This is a genomic window from Streptomyces sp. WAC06614 (genome assembly GCF_003949795.1).
Classification (GTDB): domain Bacteria; phylum Actinomycetota; class Actinomycetes; order Streptomycetales; family Streptomycetaceae; genus Streptomyces.
Window position 1 is genome coordinate 18848 of the sequence record NZ_RPRY01000040.1, and the last position, 15602, is coordinate 34449.

Annotated in this window: 16 protein-coding genes; 10 read left to right on the plus strand and 6 right to left on the minus strand. The window is 71.7% G+C overall.

The genetic code is table 11. The features are described from left to right. The first annotated feature begins 282 nt into the window (after window positions 1-282). On the plus strand, window positions 283-1881 hold the full coding sequence (locus EF918_RS08495; RefSeq protein ID WP_260609982.1) for a restriction endonuclease: 1599 nt from the start codon (window positions 283-285) through the stop codon (window positions 1879-1881). 277 nt (window positions 1882-2158) lie between these two features. After that, the gene (locus EF918_RS08500) at window positions 2159-2512 is read left to right on the plus strand and encodes a hypothetical protein (RefSeq protein ID WP_125643296.1); all 354 of its coding nucleotides are present in this window, start codon (window positions 2159-2161) and stop codon (window positions 2510-2512) included. A gap of 99 nt (window positions 2513-2611) precedes the next feature. Here the strand turns inward: EF918_RS08500 and EF918_RS36835 are convergent, their stop codons facing one another. After that, a complete protein-coding gene (locus tag EF918_RS36835) occupies window positions 2612-2758 on the minus strand; it encodes a hypothetical protein (protein WP_185921654.1) in 147 nt (48 codons plus the stop codon). Between the two features lie 140 nt (window positions 2759-2898). After that, window positions 2899-3576 carry a phosphate signaling complex protein PhoU gene (gene phoU, locus EF918_RS08505; RefSeq protein WP_125643299.1) on the minus strand — a complete coding sequence of 226 codons (678 nt, stop codon included), beginning with the start codon at window positions 3574-3576 and terminating at the stop codon, window positions 2899-2901. Window positions 3577-3771: 195 nt separating this feature from the next. Between phoU and EF918_RS08510 the strand changes: the two genes are divergently transcribed. Both EF918_RS08510 and EF918_RS08515 read left to right on the plus strand, forming a co-directional pair. Next, window positions 3772-5001: a cell wall metabolism sensor histidine kinase WalK gene (locus tag EF918_RS08510; protein WP_125643302.1), complete on the plus strand. Its 1230-nt coding sequence runs from the start codon at window positions 3772-3774 to the stop codon at window positions 4999-5001. Further along, a complete protein-coding gene (locus EF918_RS08515; RefSeq protein WP_007265514.1) occupies window positions 4998-5678 on the plus strand; it encodes a response regulator transcription factor in 681 nt (226 codons plus the stop codon). The genes EF918_RS08510 and EF918_RS08515 overlap by 4 nt, the downstream gene beginning before the upstream one ends. An 80-nt stretch (window positions 5679-5758) precedes the next feature. On the opposite strand, the gene EF918_RS08520 is transcribed toward EF918_RS08515, so the two are convergent. Further along, window positions 5759-6451 carry a DUF461 domain-containing protein gene (locus tag EF918_RS08520; protein ID WP_125643305.1) on the minus strand — a complete coding sequence of 231 codons (693 nt, stop codon included), beginning with the start codon at window positions 6449-6451 and terminating at the stop codon, window positions 5759-5761. Window positions 6452-7067: 616 nt separating this feature from the next. Between EF918_RS08520 and EF918_RS08530 the strand changes: the two genes are divergently transcribed. The 5 genes from EF918_RS08530 to rlmB all read left to right on the plus strand — a co-directional run bounded on the left by EF918_RS08530 (window position 7068) and on the right by rlmB (window position 11763). Further along, window positions 7068-7550, plus strand: coding sequence for a CarD family transcriptional regulator (locus EF918_RS08530; RefSeq protein ID WP_003953493.1), 483 nt, complete (start codon window positions 7068-7070; stop codon window positions 7548-7550). A gap of 374 nt (window positions 7551-7924) precedes the next feature. After that, window positions 7925-8704, plus strand: coding sequence for a 2-C-methyl-D-erythritol 4-phosphate cytidylyltransferase (gene ispD, locus EF918_RS08535; protein WP_125643308.1), 780 nt, complete (start codon window positions 7925-7927; stop codon window positions 8702-8704). Next, window positions 8694-9194 carry a 2-C-methyl-D-erythritol 2,4-cyclodiphosphate synthase gene (gene ispF, locus EF918_RS08540; protein ID WP_125643311.1) on the plus strand — a complete coding sequence of 167 codons (501 nt, stop codon included), beginning with the start codon at window positions 8694-8696 and terminating at the stop codon, window positions 9192-9194. The genes ispD and ispF overlap by 11 nt, the downstream gene beginning before the upstream one ends. 128 nt (window positions 9195-9322) lie before the next feature. Then, window positions 9323-10723 carry a cysteine--tRNA ligase gene (cysS, locus tag EF918_RS08545; protein ID WP_125643314.1) on the plus strand — a complete coding sequence of 467 codons (1401 nt, stop codon included), beginning with the start codon at window positions 9323-9325 and terminating at the stop codon, window positions 10721-10723. 83 nt (window positions 10724-10806) lie between these two features. After that, complete coding sequence (gene rlmB / locus EF918_RS08550; protein WP_125643317.1) at window positions 10807-11763, plus strand: 23S rRNA (guanosine(2251)-2'-O)-methyltransferase RlmB; 957 nt, start codon at window positions 10807-10809, stop codon at window positions 11761-11763. A 204-nt stretch (window positions 11764-11967) separates the two neighbouring features. Here the strand turns inward: rlmB and EF918_RS08555 are convergent, their stop codons facing one another. From EF918_RS08555 to EF918_RS08565, 3 genes are all read right to left on the minus strand, one after another. Further along, window positions 11968-12675: a phosphatase PAP2 family protein gene (locus tag EF918_RS08555; RefSeq protein WP_125643320.1), complete on the minus strand. Its 708-nt coding sequence runs from the start codon at window positions 12673-12675 to the stop codon at window positions 11968-11970. A 192-nt stretch (window positions 12676-12867) separates the two neighbouring features. Next, a complete protein-coding gene (locus EF918_RS08560; protein ID WP_125643338.1) occupies window positions 12868-13878 on the minus strand; it encodes an NlpC/P60 family protein in 1011 nt (336 codons plus the stop codon). 266 nt (window positions 13879-14144) lie between these two features. Continuing rightward, a complete protein-coding gene (locus EF918_RS08565; RefSeq protein ID WP_125643323.1) occupies window positions 14145-14948 on the minus strand; it encodes a thioesterase family protein in 804 nt (267 codons plus the stop codon). Window positions 14949-15047: 99 nt separating this feature from the next. On the opposite strand from EF918_RS08565, the gene EF918_RS08570 reads away from it, so the two are divergent. Then, window positions 15048-15557: a GNAT family N-acetyltransferase gene (locus tag EF918_RS08570; RefSeq protein ID WP_125643326.1), complete on the plus strand. Its 510-nt coding sequence runs from the start codon at window positions 15048-15050 to the stop codon at window positions 15555-15557. Window positions 15558-15602 lie beyond the last annotated feature (45 nt).

Below are 15602 nucleotides of genomic sequence, written 5' to 3' on the forward strand. Positions count from 1 at the left end.
CCGCCGTGATGGCAACCGGATCGTAAAAGGCCTCCGTGCGACGTCCGATCGACCCAGCAGCCCTCACCACGCCTCTATCCGACAGGTCGAGACGAAGAGGTCGCCAGATGCGTTCCTTAAAACACCTCAGCTTCCCAAGCTGTGGCTCCGAACTCGTCCCTAGGCTCATTGCCGTGTCGCAACTGCCGCACTCAGGGGGATCCACGTCCCCAAGATGCGTGATTCTGCGGGATGAGAGGGGAATGCAGCTCTGGGGAGCCGAGTCAGGGGAGGGGCTAGCGAGTGGCGCAGCGCAGTGGTGGCCGAGGCAACGAGTACCAGCGGCAGCAACAGGCTTTGCGACGGGCCCAGGAGCAACAGGCCCGCCAAGCGGAGCGTGCCCGCAAGACTGCTGAAGCGGCCAGCAAACGGCGGGAGCAAGAGCGGAAGGCTGCATATCTGGAGCAGCAAGCCCAACAGGCCAGGGTGCAGACGATCGGGGTCGAGCACGAGGTCGACCAGCTGAGCCAGTTGCTGCGTGACGCTCTGGTCGGTGCCCCGCCCACAACGTTCAGGCGCCGGCGGAGGACTCATACGCCGACAGTGTTAGATGAACGGCCTTGGTCCCGACCAGAGCCTTCACCACGGTGGGAAGACTTCGCACCCCCAGAGCCCGGCGGGCTCGCTGCCGTCCTGGGCATCGGCAGGAAGCGATACGAGGCCCAGGTCGCCGAGGCCCGTGAACGATTCAGCGAAGCGCAGCAGCGGCACGCGCGAGCTGAGGAAAAGCGCCGGGAGACGCTGGAGCAGAAGCGCGCGGAGCACCGCCAGGCGGAGCAGTGGGCCGCTGAGGAGGTCGAGGCCTTCAACAGGCAGTTGGATGAGCAGCGCGAGGCATATCGCGCTGGCCATCCTGAAGCAGTGGAAGCGCACCTGGGGGCCGTCCTCGAAGCTTCGTCCTACCCGATGGGCTTCCCGCACGAGCACCGCATCGCCTTCCGGCCCGCTACCGGGGACGTCCTTGTCGAGATTCAGCTGCCGCCGGAGACGATCGTGCCCGCCGCGCGCGGCTACAGGTATGTGAAGAGCCGGGACGAGACGACCGCGGTACCTCGGCCTGAGAAGGAACGCAAGGAGATCTACTCGTCTGTCTTGGCACAAGTCGCATTACGGACTGTGCACGAAATCCTGGCCGGCGACCCCGACCGGGTAGTCAACGGCGTCACCCTGAACGGTCACGTCAAGACCATCGACCGAGCTACTGGTCAGGAGGTCTCACCCTGTCTCGTCACACTGAGCGCCAGCAGGGAGCAGTTCGGCAAGCTGCGCCTCAGCCAGGTCGATCCAGCCGCCTGTCTCAAGGGACTCAATGCCCTTGTCTCTCCCCACCCTTACGATCTCGAACCCATCCGGCCCATCATCGAGTTCGATATGACCAAGTACCGCCTGATGGACAGCATGGACGTGGTAGCTGACCTCGACAGCCGGCCCGTACTGGTCAAGCTGACCCCCACCGAGTTCGAACACCTGATCCGCCAACTCTTCGAAGCGATCGGGATGGAGGCATGGAACACCCAGGCCTCGAAGGACGAAGGTGTCGATGCGGTGGCCGTCAGCAAGGACCCAGTCTTCAACGGCGAGTGCATCATCCAAGCCAAGCGCTACAGCAAGCTCGTGGGTGTCGAGGCAGTTCAGGCGCTGGCCGGCGTTGTGGAGCACAAGCGCGCCGCCAAGGGCATCCTCATCACTACTTCATGGTTCGGCAGGGCCAGTCACGACTTCGCCCGTCAGCATGGTCGGCTTCAGCTCATCGAAGGGCCGGAGCTCAAGTACCTGGTCAAGGAACACCTAGGCAAGGACGTGATCCCGGGACCGGTCCCTCCAAAACGTCCGTCGCGCTGAGATCAGACGGCCTGCACGGGCCCGGTCGAGCTGTGACCCGGGTCGTCCCTGGGCCGTCATAGGCCGCCCGAGGGTGACCCATGACGACCGACGACGACCACCAGGCGCACGGACCCACCATCCCTGACCGGCAAAGGCCCAGCTCCCCAAGGGCCCCGTCAAGAACCAGGGCAAGAAGAAGTAGCCCCGGCGCCGCGCACGCGCACGGCCCCCCGAGCGCCGTTCCCGGCGGGCGGGGGGCTGTTCCATGATCGGGATGCTCTGACAGGATCCGGCCATGGGGATGGGGAAAAAGGTCAACCGGGTCGCCGGCGGGGTGTGCGTCGGGGTGCTCCTGCTGCTCACCGGCTACGCGTACGTCGAGGACTGGCGGGAGCAGCACGGCGGCATCGCGGTCGGCGACTGCCTGGCCGGGGGGCGGCGGGACCGGCCCGAGCCGGTCGGCTGCGAGGACGCTGAGGCCCGCGAGGTGGTGCTCGGGGTGTTCGAGGGGGAGGAGGACGAGGGGCTCTGCGACCGGGTGAGGGGCGCGCGACGGGCCTACGTCGTGCCGTCCCGGGTGGACGTGCTCGGCTCGCTGGTGGTCTGCGCGGGACCGCGCGACCCGGCGCCGGCGGGCCGCCCGGCCTGACGCCGCCGCGGACGCCGCCGCCGGGTCGCCGCTACGACGAGGGGCCCCGGCCCGGTGGTGAACCGGGCCGGGGCCCCTCGTCCCGGGTACGGTGCGGGGTCAGCCGCACTGGCACGGCGCGCCGGACTGGCAGCCGCAGCCGCAGCCCGAGCCGCAGCCGCACGCGGCCAGCAGGGGCAGGCGCACCGGCTCCGGCTGCTGCGGCTGCTCGTGCTCCGGGGTGATGGGAACGGGGGAATCGGGCATGGTTCCTCCTCGCAGGCGTACGGGGTCGGTTCGTACTGCCTTTCGCCTCATTCATGCCCAGGCCGGCAGGCGCGTCAACGGCGCACTGTGGCTCACCCCTACGCCGACGGCGATGCGCGGGCGCGCCCGTCACGGAGCGTTCAGACGCCCTCGACCTGGGTCGGCGCCTGGAAGTCGTCCGCGTGCTCACCGGTGACCAGGTAGACCACGCGCTTGGCCACCGACACCGCGTGGTCGGCGAAGCGCTCGTAGTAGCGGCCCAGCAGGGTCACGTCCACCGCGGTCTCGATGCCGTGCTTCCAGCGGTCGTCCATCAGGTGCTGGAACAGCGTGCGGTGCAGGCCGTCCATCTCGTCGTCGTCCTGCTCCAGCTGCATCGCCAGGTCGACGTCCTTGGTGATGATCACCTCGGCGGCCTTGGCCATCAGACGCTGGGCGAGCTGGCCCATCTCCAGGATGGTGGCGTGCAGGTCGCGCGGGACCGCGGTCTCCGGGAAACGCAGCCGGGCCAGCTTGGCCACGTGCTGGGCCAGGTCGCCCGAGCGCTCCAGGTCGGCGCTCATGCGCAGCGAGGTGACCACGATGCGCAGGTCGGTGGCGACGGGCTGCTGGCGGGCCAGCAGGGCGATCGCGCGGGCCTCCAGGTCGTGCTGGAGGTCGTCGATCTTCTCGTCGGCGGCGATGACGCTCTCGGCGAGCTTGAGGTCGGCGTCGAGCATGGCGGTCGTCGCCCGCCCGATCGCGGAACCGACCAGTCGGGCCATCTCGACCAGGCCCTCCCCGATCGAGTCCAGTTCCTCGTGGTACGCGTCCCGCATGGGTGTCCCTCTCTTGCGTCTGACCGGGGGTCGGGGGCCTTTGCCCCACAGTCCACACGTTCATCCTCGAACGCGTCCGACTCCGGCACCGGAAGTGAATCACCCCCGTCGCCACGGTGAACTCTGGGCGACGACTGTTCGAGGCGCCACCCGAACGGCTGTGGAACTGCCGTCGTGCCTGCTTAACCTGGATGCATGGACGTGAACGCGGCGGTCGCCGCAGTGGCCGCGATCGCCGGTGTGTGCACCGGCGTGATCGCCATGCTGGCGTTCCGCTGGAGCGAGCGCGACCAGGCCCGCCCCACCCGGAGCTCCATGCGCCCCGACATCAACGCGGTGCTCCCCCCGGGTGTGGACACCGTCCTCTCCGTACTGCGCTCCTCCGCCGTCGTCCTCGACGAGGGGGACGCGGTGGTCAAGGCCAGTTCGGCAGCGTACGCCCTCGGGCTGGTGCGCGGCGGGAAGCTGGCCGTGGAGCCGATGCTCCACATGGCCCGCGACACCCGCCGGGACGGCGAGATACGGCAGGTCGAGCTGGACCTGCCGCGGCGCGGCACCGGGCGCGGCGAGGCCCTGGCCGTCTCCGCCCGCGTGGCCCCGCTGGGCTCCCGGCTGGTGCTGCTGCTGGTCGAGGACCTGACCGAGGCCCGCCGCATCGAGGCGGTCCGCCGGGACTTCGTCGCCAACGTCTCGCACGAGCTCAAGACGCCCGTGGGCGCCCTGTCGCTCCTGTCCGAGGCCGTCATGGACGCCTCCGACGACCCCGAGGCGGTCACCCGCTTCGCGGGCCGCATGCAGATCGAGGCCACCCGGCTGACCAACCTGGTCCAGGAGCTCATCGACCTCTCCCGCGTCCAGAACGACGACCCGCTGGAGGACGCCGAGCCGGTCGCGGTGGACACCCTGGTCGCCGAGGCCATCGACCGCTGCCGCCACACGGCCCAGTCCAAGCACATCACCATGGCCGCCGGCGGCACCGTCGACCTGCGCGTCTGGGGCAACCGCAGCCAGCTCGCGGCGGCGCTGGGCAACCTGGTGGAGAACGCCGTCAACTACAGCCCGGCGCGGACCCGGGTCGGGATAGCCGGCCGCCGTGTCACCGGGCCCGGCGGGGACCTGATCGAGATCGCCGTGACCGACCAGGGCATCGGCATCCCCGAGAAGGACCGGGAGCGCATCTTCGAGCGCTTCTACCGCGTCGACCCGGCCCGCTCCCGCGCCACCGGCGGTACGGGCCTGGGCTTGGCGATCGTGAAGCACGTGGCGGCCTCGCACGGCGGGGAGGTCACCGTGTGGAGCTCCGAGGGACAGGGCTCCACCTTCACCCTCAGGCTTCCGGAGGCCGCGGCCGCCCGGACGACCGTCCTTGAACCCGACCCCGAACCCGAACCAGCCACCACCCCTGCCCCGGAGGTCCTTCCGTGACCCGAGTGCTCGTCGTCGAGGATGAGGAATCCTTCAGCGACGCCCTGTCCTACATGCTGCGCAAGGAGGGTTTCGAGGTCGCGATCGCGGCGACCGGGCCCGACGGCCTGGACGAGTTCGAGCGCAACGGCGCCGACCTCGTGCTGCTCGACCTGATGCTGCCGGGGCTGCCCGGCACCGAGGTCTGCCGGCAGCTGCGCGGCCGCAGCAACGTCCCCGTGATCATGGTGACGGCCAAGGACAGCGAGATCGACAAGGTCGTCGGCCTGGAAATAGGAGCCGACGACTACGTCACCAAGCCCTTCTCCTCGCGGGAGCTGGTCGCCCGCATCCGCGCGGTGCTGCGCCGCCGCGGTGAGCCGGAGGAGGTCACCCCCGCGGCGCTGGAGGCCGGCCCGGTCCGCATGGACGTGGACCGCCACGTGGTCACCGTCGCAGGTGCGAAGGTCGACCTGCCGCTGAAGGAGTTCGACCTGCTGGAGATGCTGCTGCGCAACGCGGGCCGGGTGCTGACCCGCATGCAGCTCATCGACCGGGTCTGGGGCGCGGACTACGTCGGTGACACCAAGACGCTCGACGTCCACGTCAAGCGCCTGCGCGCCAAGATCGAGCCGGACCCGGGCGCGCCGCGCTACCTGGTCACGGTCCGCGGCCTGGGCTACAAGTTCGAGCCGTAGACCGCCGGCTGCCGTACGTACGAGGAGGGCCCCGTCCACAGCTGTGGACGGGGCCCTCCTCGTACGTACGGCAGCCGGTGTCAGTGGCCGGCGCTCGGGGACGGCGAGCCGGACGGCTTGCCCGCGGCGGCGCCCGACGGGCTCGCGGACGGGCTGCCGGACGGGGTGGCGCCGGCCTGCGGGCTGCCCGACGGCGCGGCCGCGGGGCTTCCCGAGGGGGAGCCGGACGGGGTGGCGCCGGCGGCGGGGGCGGCGGGGGCCTCGGTCGGGCCGTAGGACTTGTAGTAGCCGGCGGCCGGGACGACCATCGCGCCGAGCGGGACGTCGCCCGTGCTGCTGAGCTTGAAGACGACCGGCTGGACGTCGCCGTCCTTGACCGTGAGACGGCCGCCCTCGACCGCGGCGGAGGCGTTGCCCTCGCCGCCGATCAGGAGGGAGCCGCCGGCCGGGACGATGACCTTGGCGGCGCCGCCGGCGGCCTTCAGCTCGACCTTGGCCTTGGTGCCCGGGAGGGTGATCGAGTCGAGCGTCTGCGGCTTGTCACCGTTGTTGAACACCCGCGCGGAGACGGCCGCCACGCCCGGCTTGCCCTTCTCGCCCTGCGTGATCACCAGAGCGTTCTGGATCTGGATGTCGCCCTTGGTGGCTGCCTGGTTGTCCGGCTTGATCTGAAGCGTCTGCGCGTTGTTGCCCGCACCGCATGCGGCGAGCGATCCGATCGAGAACACGATGGCGGCGGCGCTGAGGGCGCCGCGTCGAAGGCTGCGGCTCACGGCGGCGGCATCTCCTTGGACGTTCGGACGGAAGGGTCGTGGGGGCGGAGGTAAAGCCGCCCTAAGGGTCTGTCAGCGGGCTTAGGTTACCGAGCCGCCGCCCCGCGCCCGCACCCGACCCTCCGGTGCCGCCGGGGCACGGCCGGGCGGCCCCTTCCCGGCTCGCCGATCTTCCATTCCGCCGGTAGTTCCGGGGCGGGTCCGCAAATCCTGCGGTGATCGTCCGATGACGGCCCGGCGACCGTCCGGTGATCGCCCACCGGAGATCAATTTCCCGGATTCCTTCGAACGGGCCCCTTGATCAATTCAGGATTGGGCCGGAACCGCTCCGTACGGAGGCCCGCCAGTCGAACGGAGTAGTTCGCTTCGGACGCCCCGAACCACGCAAAACGGGACGTACATCACGTCGACCGGGTCGCCCGCCAGGTGTAACGTGGCCGTTTCGGCGTGTCCGCACAGCGCCTCCGACCTGCGAATACCCCCTTCCGCAAGGCCTCCGCAGCACGCCCCCCTCGCAGTTGTCAAGCCCCGAGATATGCCCTGACCTGCGAAAACGCCATTCAGAACAGTCAGTTCTCGTGTTACCCTGGATAGCCACGGAAGGGGTACCTGTCACATGACGTTCAAGGTTGGCGACACCGTGGTCTATCCCCATCACGGGGCCGCGCTGATCGAGGCCATCGAAACTCGCCAGATCAAAGGCGTGGACAAGACCTACTTGGTGCTCAAGGTCGCCCAGGGCGACCTGACGGTTCGTGTGCCTGCGGACAATGCGGAGTTCGTCGGCGTTCGCGATGTGGTCGGCCAGGACGGGCTGGACCGGGTCTTCGAGGTGCTTCGTGCACCGTACGCCGAAGAGCCGACGAACTGGTCCCGTCGCTACAAGGCAAATCTGGAGAAGCTCGCTTCTGGCGATGTCATCAAGGTCGCCGAAGTGGTGCGTGACCTGTGGCGTCGCGAGCGCGAGCGCGGGCTCTCGGCGGGCGAGAAGCGCATGCTCGCCAAGGCGCGTCAGATCCTGGTCAGCGAGCTCGCGCTCGCTGAGAACACCAACGAGGACAAGGCCGAGGCCCTCCTCGACGAGGTTCTCGCGTCCTGACGCGACGAACCGTTCCACACAGTGTGCCGCGGTGCCCGATGACGGCGCCTCCCTTTTTCCTCGGGGAGGCCTGTCGCCGGGCGCTGCGGCATGTCTGGCTCAGCGCACCGTACGCACCGTGCGCCGTGCCCACCATGCGCCGTGGGCACCTCGCCGTACCCACGCTTGCCGTACGCACCCCAGGCACCCCAGCACCCCACGCACCACGGGTCACTCGCCGTGCCGTGGCACCACTGACGTGCCGGGTCCGGACCGCCGGCTCGACCGGTCGTCACGGAAGGGGCGAGGGCAGCGCACCCGGCACCCTTCAGGCCATACCCATGTCGGCCGAAGCCACAAACCTGGCCGTTACCCGGAGCTAGCGGAGCTACCCGATGCATGACGAATCGCGCCCCGAGCGCCCCCGCCGCACCGCCGCGGTGATCCCCGCCGCCGGCCGCGGCGTCCGGCTCGGTCCCGGCGCGCCCAAGGCCCTGCGCACGCTCGGCGGCACGCCGATGCTGATCCACGCCGTACGCGCCATGGCCCGCTCCCGTGCCGTCTCCCTCGTGGTCGTCGTCGCACCCGCCGACGGCGCCGGCGAGGTCAAGAACCTCCTCGACGAGCACGCCCTGCCTGTCGGTCCCCCCGGCGGTAGCTGGGGGAGGACCGACATCCTGGTCGTCCCCGGCGGCGACACCCGGCAGGAGTCCGTACGGGCCGGCCTGGAGGCCCTGCCCGAGGACGTCACCGACGTCCTCGTCCACGACGCCGCCCGCCCGCTGGTGCCCGTCGACACCGTCGACGCCGTGGTCGAGGCCGTGCGGGCCGGAGCCCCCGCCGTGGTGCCCGCCCTGCCGCTGGCCGACACCGTCAAGGAGGTGGAGCCCGGCCGCCCCGGCGAGCCCGAGCCGGTCGTCGCCACCCCCGAGCGGGCCCGGCTGCGCGCCGTGCAGACCCCGCAGGGCTTCGACCGCGCCACGCTGGTGCGCGCCCACGAGACCGTCGCCGTCAACGGCGAGGGCGCCACGGACGACGCCGGAATGGTGGAAAAGCTCGGGGTGACCGTCGTGGTCGTCCCCGGCCACGAGGAGGCCTTCAAGGTCACCCGCCCGCTCGACCTGGTCCTCGCCGAGGCCGTACTCGCCCGCAGGAGGGCCACCGATGCGTACTGAGCCCCCGCTGCTGCCGCTGGTCGGCATCGGCACCGACGTGCACGCCTTCGAGGAGGGCCGCGAGCTGTGGTGCGCCGGCCTGCTCTGGGAGGACGAGAGCCACGGCCTGGCCGGGCACTCCGACGGTGACGTCGCCGCCCACGCCGCCTGCGACGCCCTGTTCTCCGCCGCCGGCCTCGGCGACCTCGGCGCCCACTTCGGCACCTCCCGCCCCGAGTGGTCCGGCGCCTCCGGGGTCACGCTGCTCGCCGAGGCCGCCCGGATCGTGCGCGCCGAGGGCTTCGAGATCGGCAACATCGCCGTCCAGGTGATCGGTGTACGGCCCAAGGTCGGCAAGCGGCGCGACGAGGCGCAGAAGGCGCTCGGCGAGGCCGCCGGCGCCCCGGTCTCCGTCTCCGGCACCACCACCGACGGCCTCGGCCTGACCGGCCGCGCCGAGGGCCTGGCCGCCGTCGCCACCGCGCTGGTGTACCGGACGAACCCGGCCTGAGGCCCGCCGGGGTCCCGCCCGGGTCCGGCCGGGGCGCCGCTCGGCCCGGCCCCCGTTCGGCAACAAAGCGGCCCCGCGACCCGCAAACGGTCGCGGGGCACTGCCGCAGGCGCACTACCCTGGTTGCCGTGACTATTCGCCTGTACGACACCAGCGCCCGGCAGATCCGCGACTTCACCCCGCTCGTGCCGGGCTGCGTCTCGATCTACCTCTGTGGTGCGACCGTGCAGGCCGCTCCGCACATCGGGCACATCCGCTCGGGCCTGAACTTCGACATCATGCGCCGCTGGTTCGCCTACCGCGGCTACGACGTGACCTTCGTCCGGAACGTCACGGACATCGACGACAAGATCATCGCCAAGTCCGCGGAACAGGGCCGCCCGTGGTGGTCCATCGGCTACGAGAACGAGCGGGCCTTCAACGACGGCTACGCGGCCCTCGGTTGCCTGCCGCCCACCTACGAGCCCCGCGCCACCGGCCACGTCACCGAGATGGTCGAGATGATGCGCGGCCTGATCGAGCGCGGCCACGCGTACGAGGCCGACGGCAACGTCTACTTCGACGTGCGCTCGTACCCGGACTACCTGGCCCTGTCCAACCAGGAGCTGGAGAACCTCCTGCAGCCCTCCGGCGAGGGAGAGACCGGCAAGCGCGACCCGCGCGACTTCGCCATGTGGAAGGCCGTCAAGCCGGGCGAGCCCTCCTGGGAGACCCCGTGGGGCCGCGGCCGCCCCGGCTGGCACCTGGAGTGCTCGGCCATGGCGCACAAGTACCTCGGCAGCGCCTTCGACATCCACGGGGGCGGCCTGGACCTGGTCTTCCCGCACCACGAGAACGAGATCGCCCAGGCCAAGGCCTACGGCGACGCGTTCGCGCAGTACTGGGCGCACAACGCCTGGGTCACCATGTCCGGCGAGAAGATGTCCAAGTCCCTGGGCAACTCGGTGCTCGTCTCCGAGATGGTCAAGACCTGGCGTCCGATCGTCCTGCGCTACTACCTCGGCACCCCGCACTACCGCTCGATGATCGAGTACAGCGAGGAGGCCCTGCGCGAGGCGGAGTCGGCGTTCGCGCGCATCGAGGGCTTCGTCCAGCGCGTGGTCGAGAAGGCGGGCGGGGTCGTCGAGGCGTCCGCCGAGGTGCCGCCGGCCTTCGCCGAGGCCATGGACGACGACTTCGGCGTCCCGCAGGCGCTGGCCGTCGTCCACACCACCGTCCGCCAGGGCAACAGCGCGCTGGCCGCCGACGACAAGGAAGCCGCCGTCGCCCGCCTCGCCGAGGTGCGGGCCATGTTGGGCGTCCTCGGCCTGGACCCGCTCGACCCGCACTGGGCCGGTGAGTCCGACCGGGGCGAGGACCTGCACGGCGTCGTGGACTCCCTGGTCCGGCTGGTCCTCGACCAGCGCGAGTCCGCCCGGGCCCGCAAGGACTGGGCCACCGCCGACGCCATCCGCGACCAGCTCCAGCAGTCGGGCCTGGTCATCGAGGACAGCCCCACCGGGCCGCGCTGGACGCTCGGCCCCCGCTGAGACCAGTCGGACGTGCCGCCCACCGCCGGTGGGCGGCACACTGGTGATACGTTCGTACTTTTTATTCACAGAGACAGGTAGTCATGGCCGGGAACAGCCAGCGCAGGAACCGCCGCACGTCCAACAAGAAGGGCGCCACGGTCGGCAGCGGTGGCCAGCGGCGCCGTGGCCTGGAAGGCAAGGGCCCGACCCCGCCCGCCTCGATGCGCAAGGGTCACGTCAAGAACCGCATCGCCAACGCCAAGGCCAAGGCCGCCGACCGGCGCCGCCCCGCCCCGCGCCGAGGCGGCCCCAAGGGCGCCAGCGAGATGGTCGTCGGCCGCAACCCGGTCTTCGAGGCGCTGCGCGACGGCGTCCCCGCGACCACGCTCTACGTCCAGCAGTTCATCGACAACGACGAGCGGGTGCGCGAGGCTCTCGCGCTCGCCCAGGCGCGCGGCAACATCAACCTGATGGAGGCTCCGCGCCCCGAGCTCGACCGGATGACCGGCGGCCTCAACCACCAGGGCCTGGTCCTCCAGGTCCCGCCGTACGAGTACGCGCACCCCGAGGACCTCACCGCCGAGGCCTACGACGAGGGCGAGGACCCGCTGATCGTCGCCCTCGACGGGGTCACCGACCCGCGCAACCTCGGCGCGATCATCCGCTCCGTCTCCGCCTTCGGCGGCCACGGCGTGGTCATCCCCGAGCGCCGCGCCGCCGGGATGACCGCCGGTGCCTGGAAGACCTCCGCGGGCACCGCCGCCCGCACCCCGGTCGCCCGCGTCACCAACCTGACCCGCGCCCTGCAGGACTACAAGAAGGCCGGCATCACCGTCGTCGGTCTGGCCGCCGAGGGCGAGCACGCGGTCGCCGACCTGGAGGCCCTGGGCGGGCCCGTGGTCGTCGTCGTCGGCTCCGAGGGCAAGGGCCTGAGCCGCCTGGTCGGCGAGACCTGCGACTTCCTCGTCCGCATCCCGATGCCGGGCGGCGCCGAGTCGCTCAACGCCGGTGTCGCGGCCGGTGTGGTCCTCTACGAGGCCGCCCGCCGCCGCGGCTGAGCCTTCCGGAGGGAGACCGGGGCCCTTCGCCGGCCCCGGTCCCGTCCGCGCGGTTTTTCCGCCGACCGGCGGCGGGTGCCCACCGCCGGCCGGGTGAACGGCCGGACCGGCGGGGCCGGTCGGCCCGGCCCCGGGCCGGCACGCCGCCGCGCCGACCGGCCCGCCCCCCCGGCCGCCCCCGCGGGGGCGCGGGGGCCGGGCGCCTCAGGCAGCCAGGTCCTTGTCGCGGGACAGGTCCCCCGGCGGGGTGTGCTGCTGGGGCAGGCCGACCGGGCGCGGCAGGTACAGCCGGCGCGAGCGGATCAGCAGCCGGGCCCGCGGTGACCGGGCCACCGCCCGGAACAGCGGTGTCAGCAGGGCCGTGGCGGCCGGGGAGAGCAGCAGCACGACGGCCGTGCCGAGCGCGAAGCCGCCGATGACGTCGGTCGGGTAGTGGGCGCCGGTGTAGACCCGGCACAGGCCCTCCAGGAGCGCCAGCCCGATGGCGACGAGGCCGAACCGCCGGTCGGCGACGAAGAGTCCGACGCCGAGCGCCATGGCGAGGGCGGCGTGGTCGCTGACGAAGGAGAAGTCCGTCGGGCCGGTGCCGAGCACCTCCAGCCCCTCGTGCCGGCGGAACGGCCGCGGCCGGGCCACGAATTCCCGCAGCGGCACGTTGACGAGCAGGGCGAGCGCGGCCCCCAGCGGAGCCCAGGTCAGCGCGGCGAACGAGTCGACGGCCGTGGCCTCGTCCTGCCGCCGGGCGCCGTGGCAGCACCACAGCACCAGGAGCACCAGAAGGGCGAGGATCCCGTAGTCGCCGAGGAAGCCGACGATCCGGTCGACCGCGCTCGGGGCGCGCCGGGCCAGGGCGTTGATGTCGTACAGCAGGCCGACATCCAGGTTCGGCCCACCGGTCGTGAGTCCAGCCATGGTGATGCGGCCCCTTGCTCTGCCTCGGTACCCCTGCGGACGCACGCCCTCGTGCGCCCCTGTCCGGACCCCCGGTGATCAACCCCCGAGTCCATGGAACGCCCGTTCTGGCGGCTACGTTCCACTCTCCACCGAATGATCACGGCAACGTTATCGAAGAGTGACGGATCGTCGCAGCTCAGGGCCCTTGCTTTACGCAGAGTTGCGAGCGCCGGAGCGGTTCGGCAGCGCCGCCGCACCATCCTTGGTCACCCGGGTCGCACCGAAGTAGTCAGGTGTGTCGATCTTGTCGAAGCGGATCACGGCACCGGTGTACGGGGCGTTGATCATATAGCCGCCACCGACGTACAGGCCCACGTGGCGAATGGCCCGAGAGTTCGTCAGATCGTCGGAGAAGAAGACCAGATCACCGGGCAGCAGTTCCGAACGGGACGGGTGCGGACCGGCGTTGTACTGGTCGTTGGCCACGCGCGGCAGGTCGATCCCCACCGTCCGGTACGCCGCCTGGGTCAGCCCCGAGCAGTCGAAGCGCCCGTTGTCCTCCGGCGTTCCCTCGCCGCCCCACAGGTACGGGGTACCGAGCTGCTTCTGCGCGAAGTAGATGGCCCCGGCCGCCTGCTGGGAGGGCGCGACCCGGCTCACCGGCCGGGCGAAGCTCTGCGCCAGGGTGGTGATGGCCTTCACGTAGCCCTGGGTCTCCTTGTACGGCGGCACGCCCTGGTACTTGATGACGGCGTAGGCACCCGCGTTGTACGCGGCCAGCATGTTGCTGGCCGGGTCCCCCGGCACGCCCTTCACATCGGCCGCGAGCTCGCAGTCGTACGAAGCGGCCGAAGGGATGGCGTCGTTGGGGTCCCAGATGTCCCGGTCCCCGTCCCCGTCCCCGTCGATGCCGTGCCCGGCCCAGGTGCCGGGGATGAACTGGGCGATGCCGCGGGCGTCGGCCGGGCTGACGGCGTTGGGGTTCCAGCCGCTCTCCGAGTAGAGCTGGGCCGCGAGCAGCGCCGGGTTGATGGCGGGGCAGAGGTTGCCCCACTTCTCCACCAGCGCTTGGTACTTCGCGGGGACCGCGCCCTTGGTCAGGGCGACACCGCTGCCGCCGCGGCCGACCCCGCCGGCGAGTCCGGCGGCCGCCGAGTAGGTGCCGACGACGATGAGTACGAGGAAGCTCAGGCACAGCCCGATTCCGATTCCGCCTGCCATCCAGAACTTGCGCACCCGTCAACCCTCCCCCATGCCACCCCCCGAAAGGGGGGATTGGCGCCCTCCCGTGCCGACCACCCCACCCGGAAGCCGGAACGCCGCCGTGGCAGCGGGCAACCACGCGCTGCCGTGGGCTGGCGGCCGACGCCCGGCACCCCGACCGAAGTCCGTCGTCCAGTCTCCCGGATCCCCGCCGCAGCTCCCACGCCCCGGCGCCTACCGGCCACGCCCTGGCCGAAATTCGCCGCCGAGGGGCGGCCGAGGGGCTACCGGGCCGCCACGTACAGGCTCTGCGCCCCGCGGCCGATGGGCCCCTTCTCGTCGTGCAGCCGGGCGTCGGCCAGCCCGATACCGGCCGGGTCCACGCTCGTACGGGACTCCACGCAGGCCCATTCGCCCACCGGGTAGCGGTGGAGATGGACCGTCAGGTCGCTGTTGACGAAGACGTACGCACGGATGTCGAGCACCGCGCTGATGCCGTTGCCCGAGTCCGCGGCGACCAGCACCCGGTCCAGCGGCCGGACCGGCTCCCCGCCGATCAGCGGTACCTTCATCCGCATCCAGCAGGTGCCCGGCCCGGGCTCCCGGAACGCCCCGTGCGTGAACCGGGTCTCCATGGCGGTGTGATAGCCGACGTCCCACGGCAGCGGGAAGAACGGCGTGGGCGCGACCTCGCCGGGGGCCGGCAGCTCCGGCCCCGGCAGCACGGCCGGCACCGACTCCTCGTCGACCCGCACCCGCAAGGCCCGCGCCAGCATCGCCGGGGCGCCGCCGGCGGGGGCGAGCACGGCCTCGACCACCTCGGTCCCCCGCCCGGCACGCAGCACGCTGGTGGTCACCTCCAGCTCGCCGATCGGCACCGGCCGCAGGATCTCGTACGTGATCCGGGCGATCCGCATGTCGTCCCGGGCACCGGGCCGCTCCTCGACGGCCCGCCCCAACAGGGCGGCCGGCGGCCCGGCGTGCTGGGCCCCCGCGTCCCAGGGCCCCCGGGTGTGCTCGGTGGCCCGGAACCGCCCGTCCCCGACCCGCTCGTAGAAACAACCCCCACCCACGCCGAAAGCGTCCATCCCCCCACGCTACCGACAGGTAACGCCCCTCACCAGAGCCCCACCACGCCCGCGGGGGCCCCGCCGTCCGGCCCCCGGGAGCCCGCCCATACTGGCGGCATGACCGACGCCCTCGCCCTGCGCCCGTTCCGCCCCGCCGACGACGGGCCGTTGCTGCGTCGCTGGGTGGCCGACCGCGCCGAGCTGGTCCGCTGGGCCGGCCCGGCCTTCCGCTGGCCGCTGGACGACGCCCAGCTCCTGGCCTACGCCGCCGAACCGGGCCGACACGTCTGGACCGCCGTGGCCGGACCCACCGGAGCCCCGCTCGGGCACGTCTCGCTGCTGCGCCGCGCGGACGGCTCGGGGGCCCGGCTGGGCCGCGTACTGATCGCACCCGAGGCACGTGGCCGGGGCCTGGGCGAACAGCTCCTCACCCAGGTCCTCGACCGTGCCTTCGGCGAGCTGGACCTGCCCGCCGTGGACCTCGGCGTCTACACCCACAACACGGCCGCGGTCCGCCTCTACGAGCGGCTGGGCTTCCGGACCGAGGCCGTCCTGCCCGATGTGGAGGAGGTCGACGGCGTGCTGTGGTCCGCCCTCCAGATGCGGTTGCCACGGCCCACCCCCTGACCGAGGACAATGGGGAGCGTGTCGCGCTCCAGCTCCTCCCCCGAC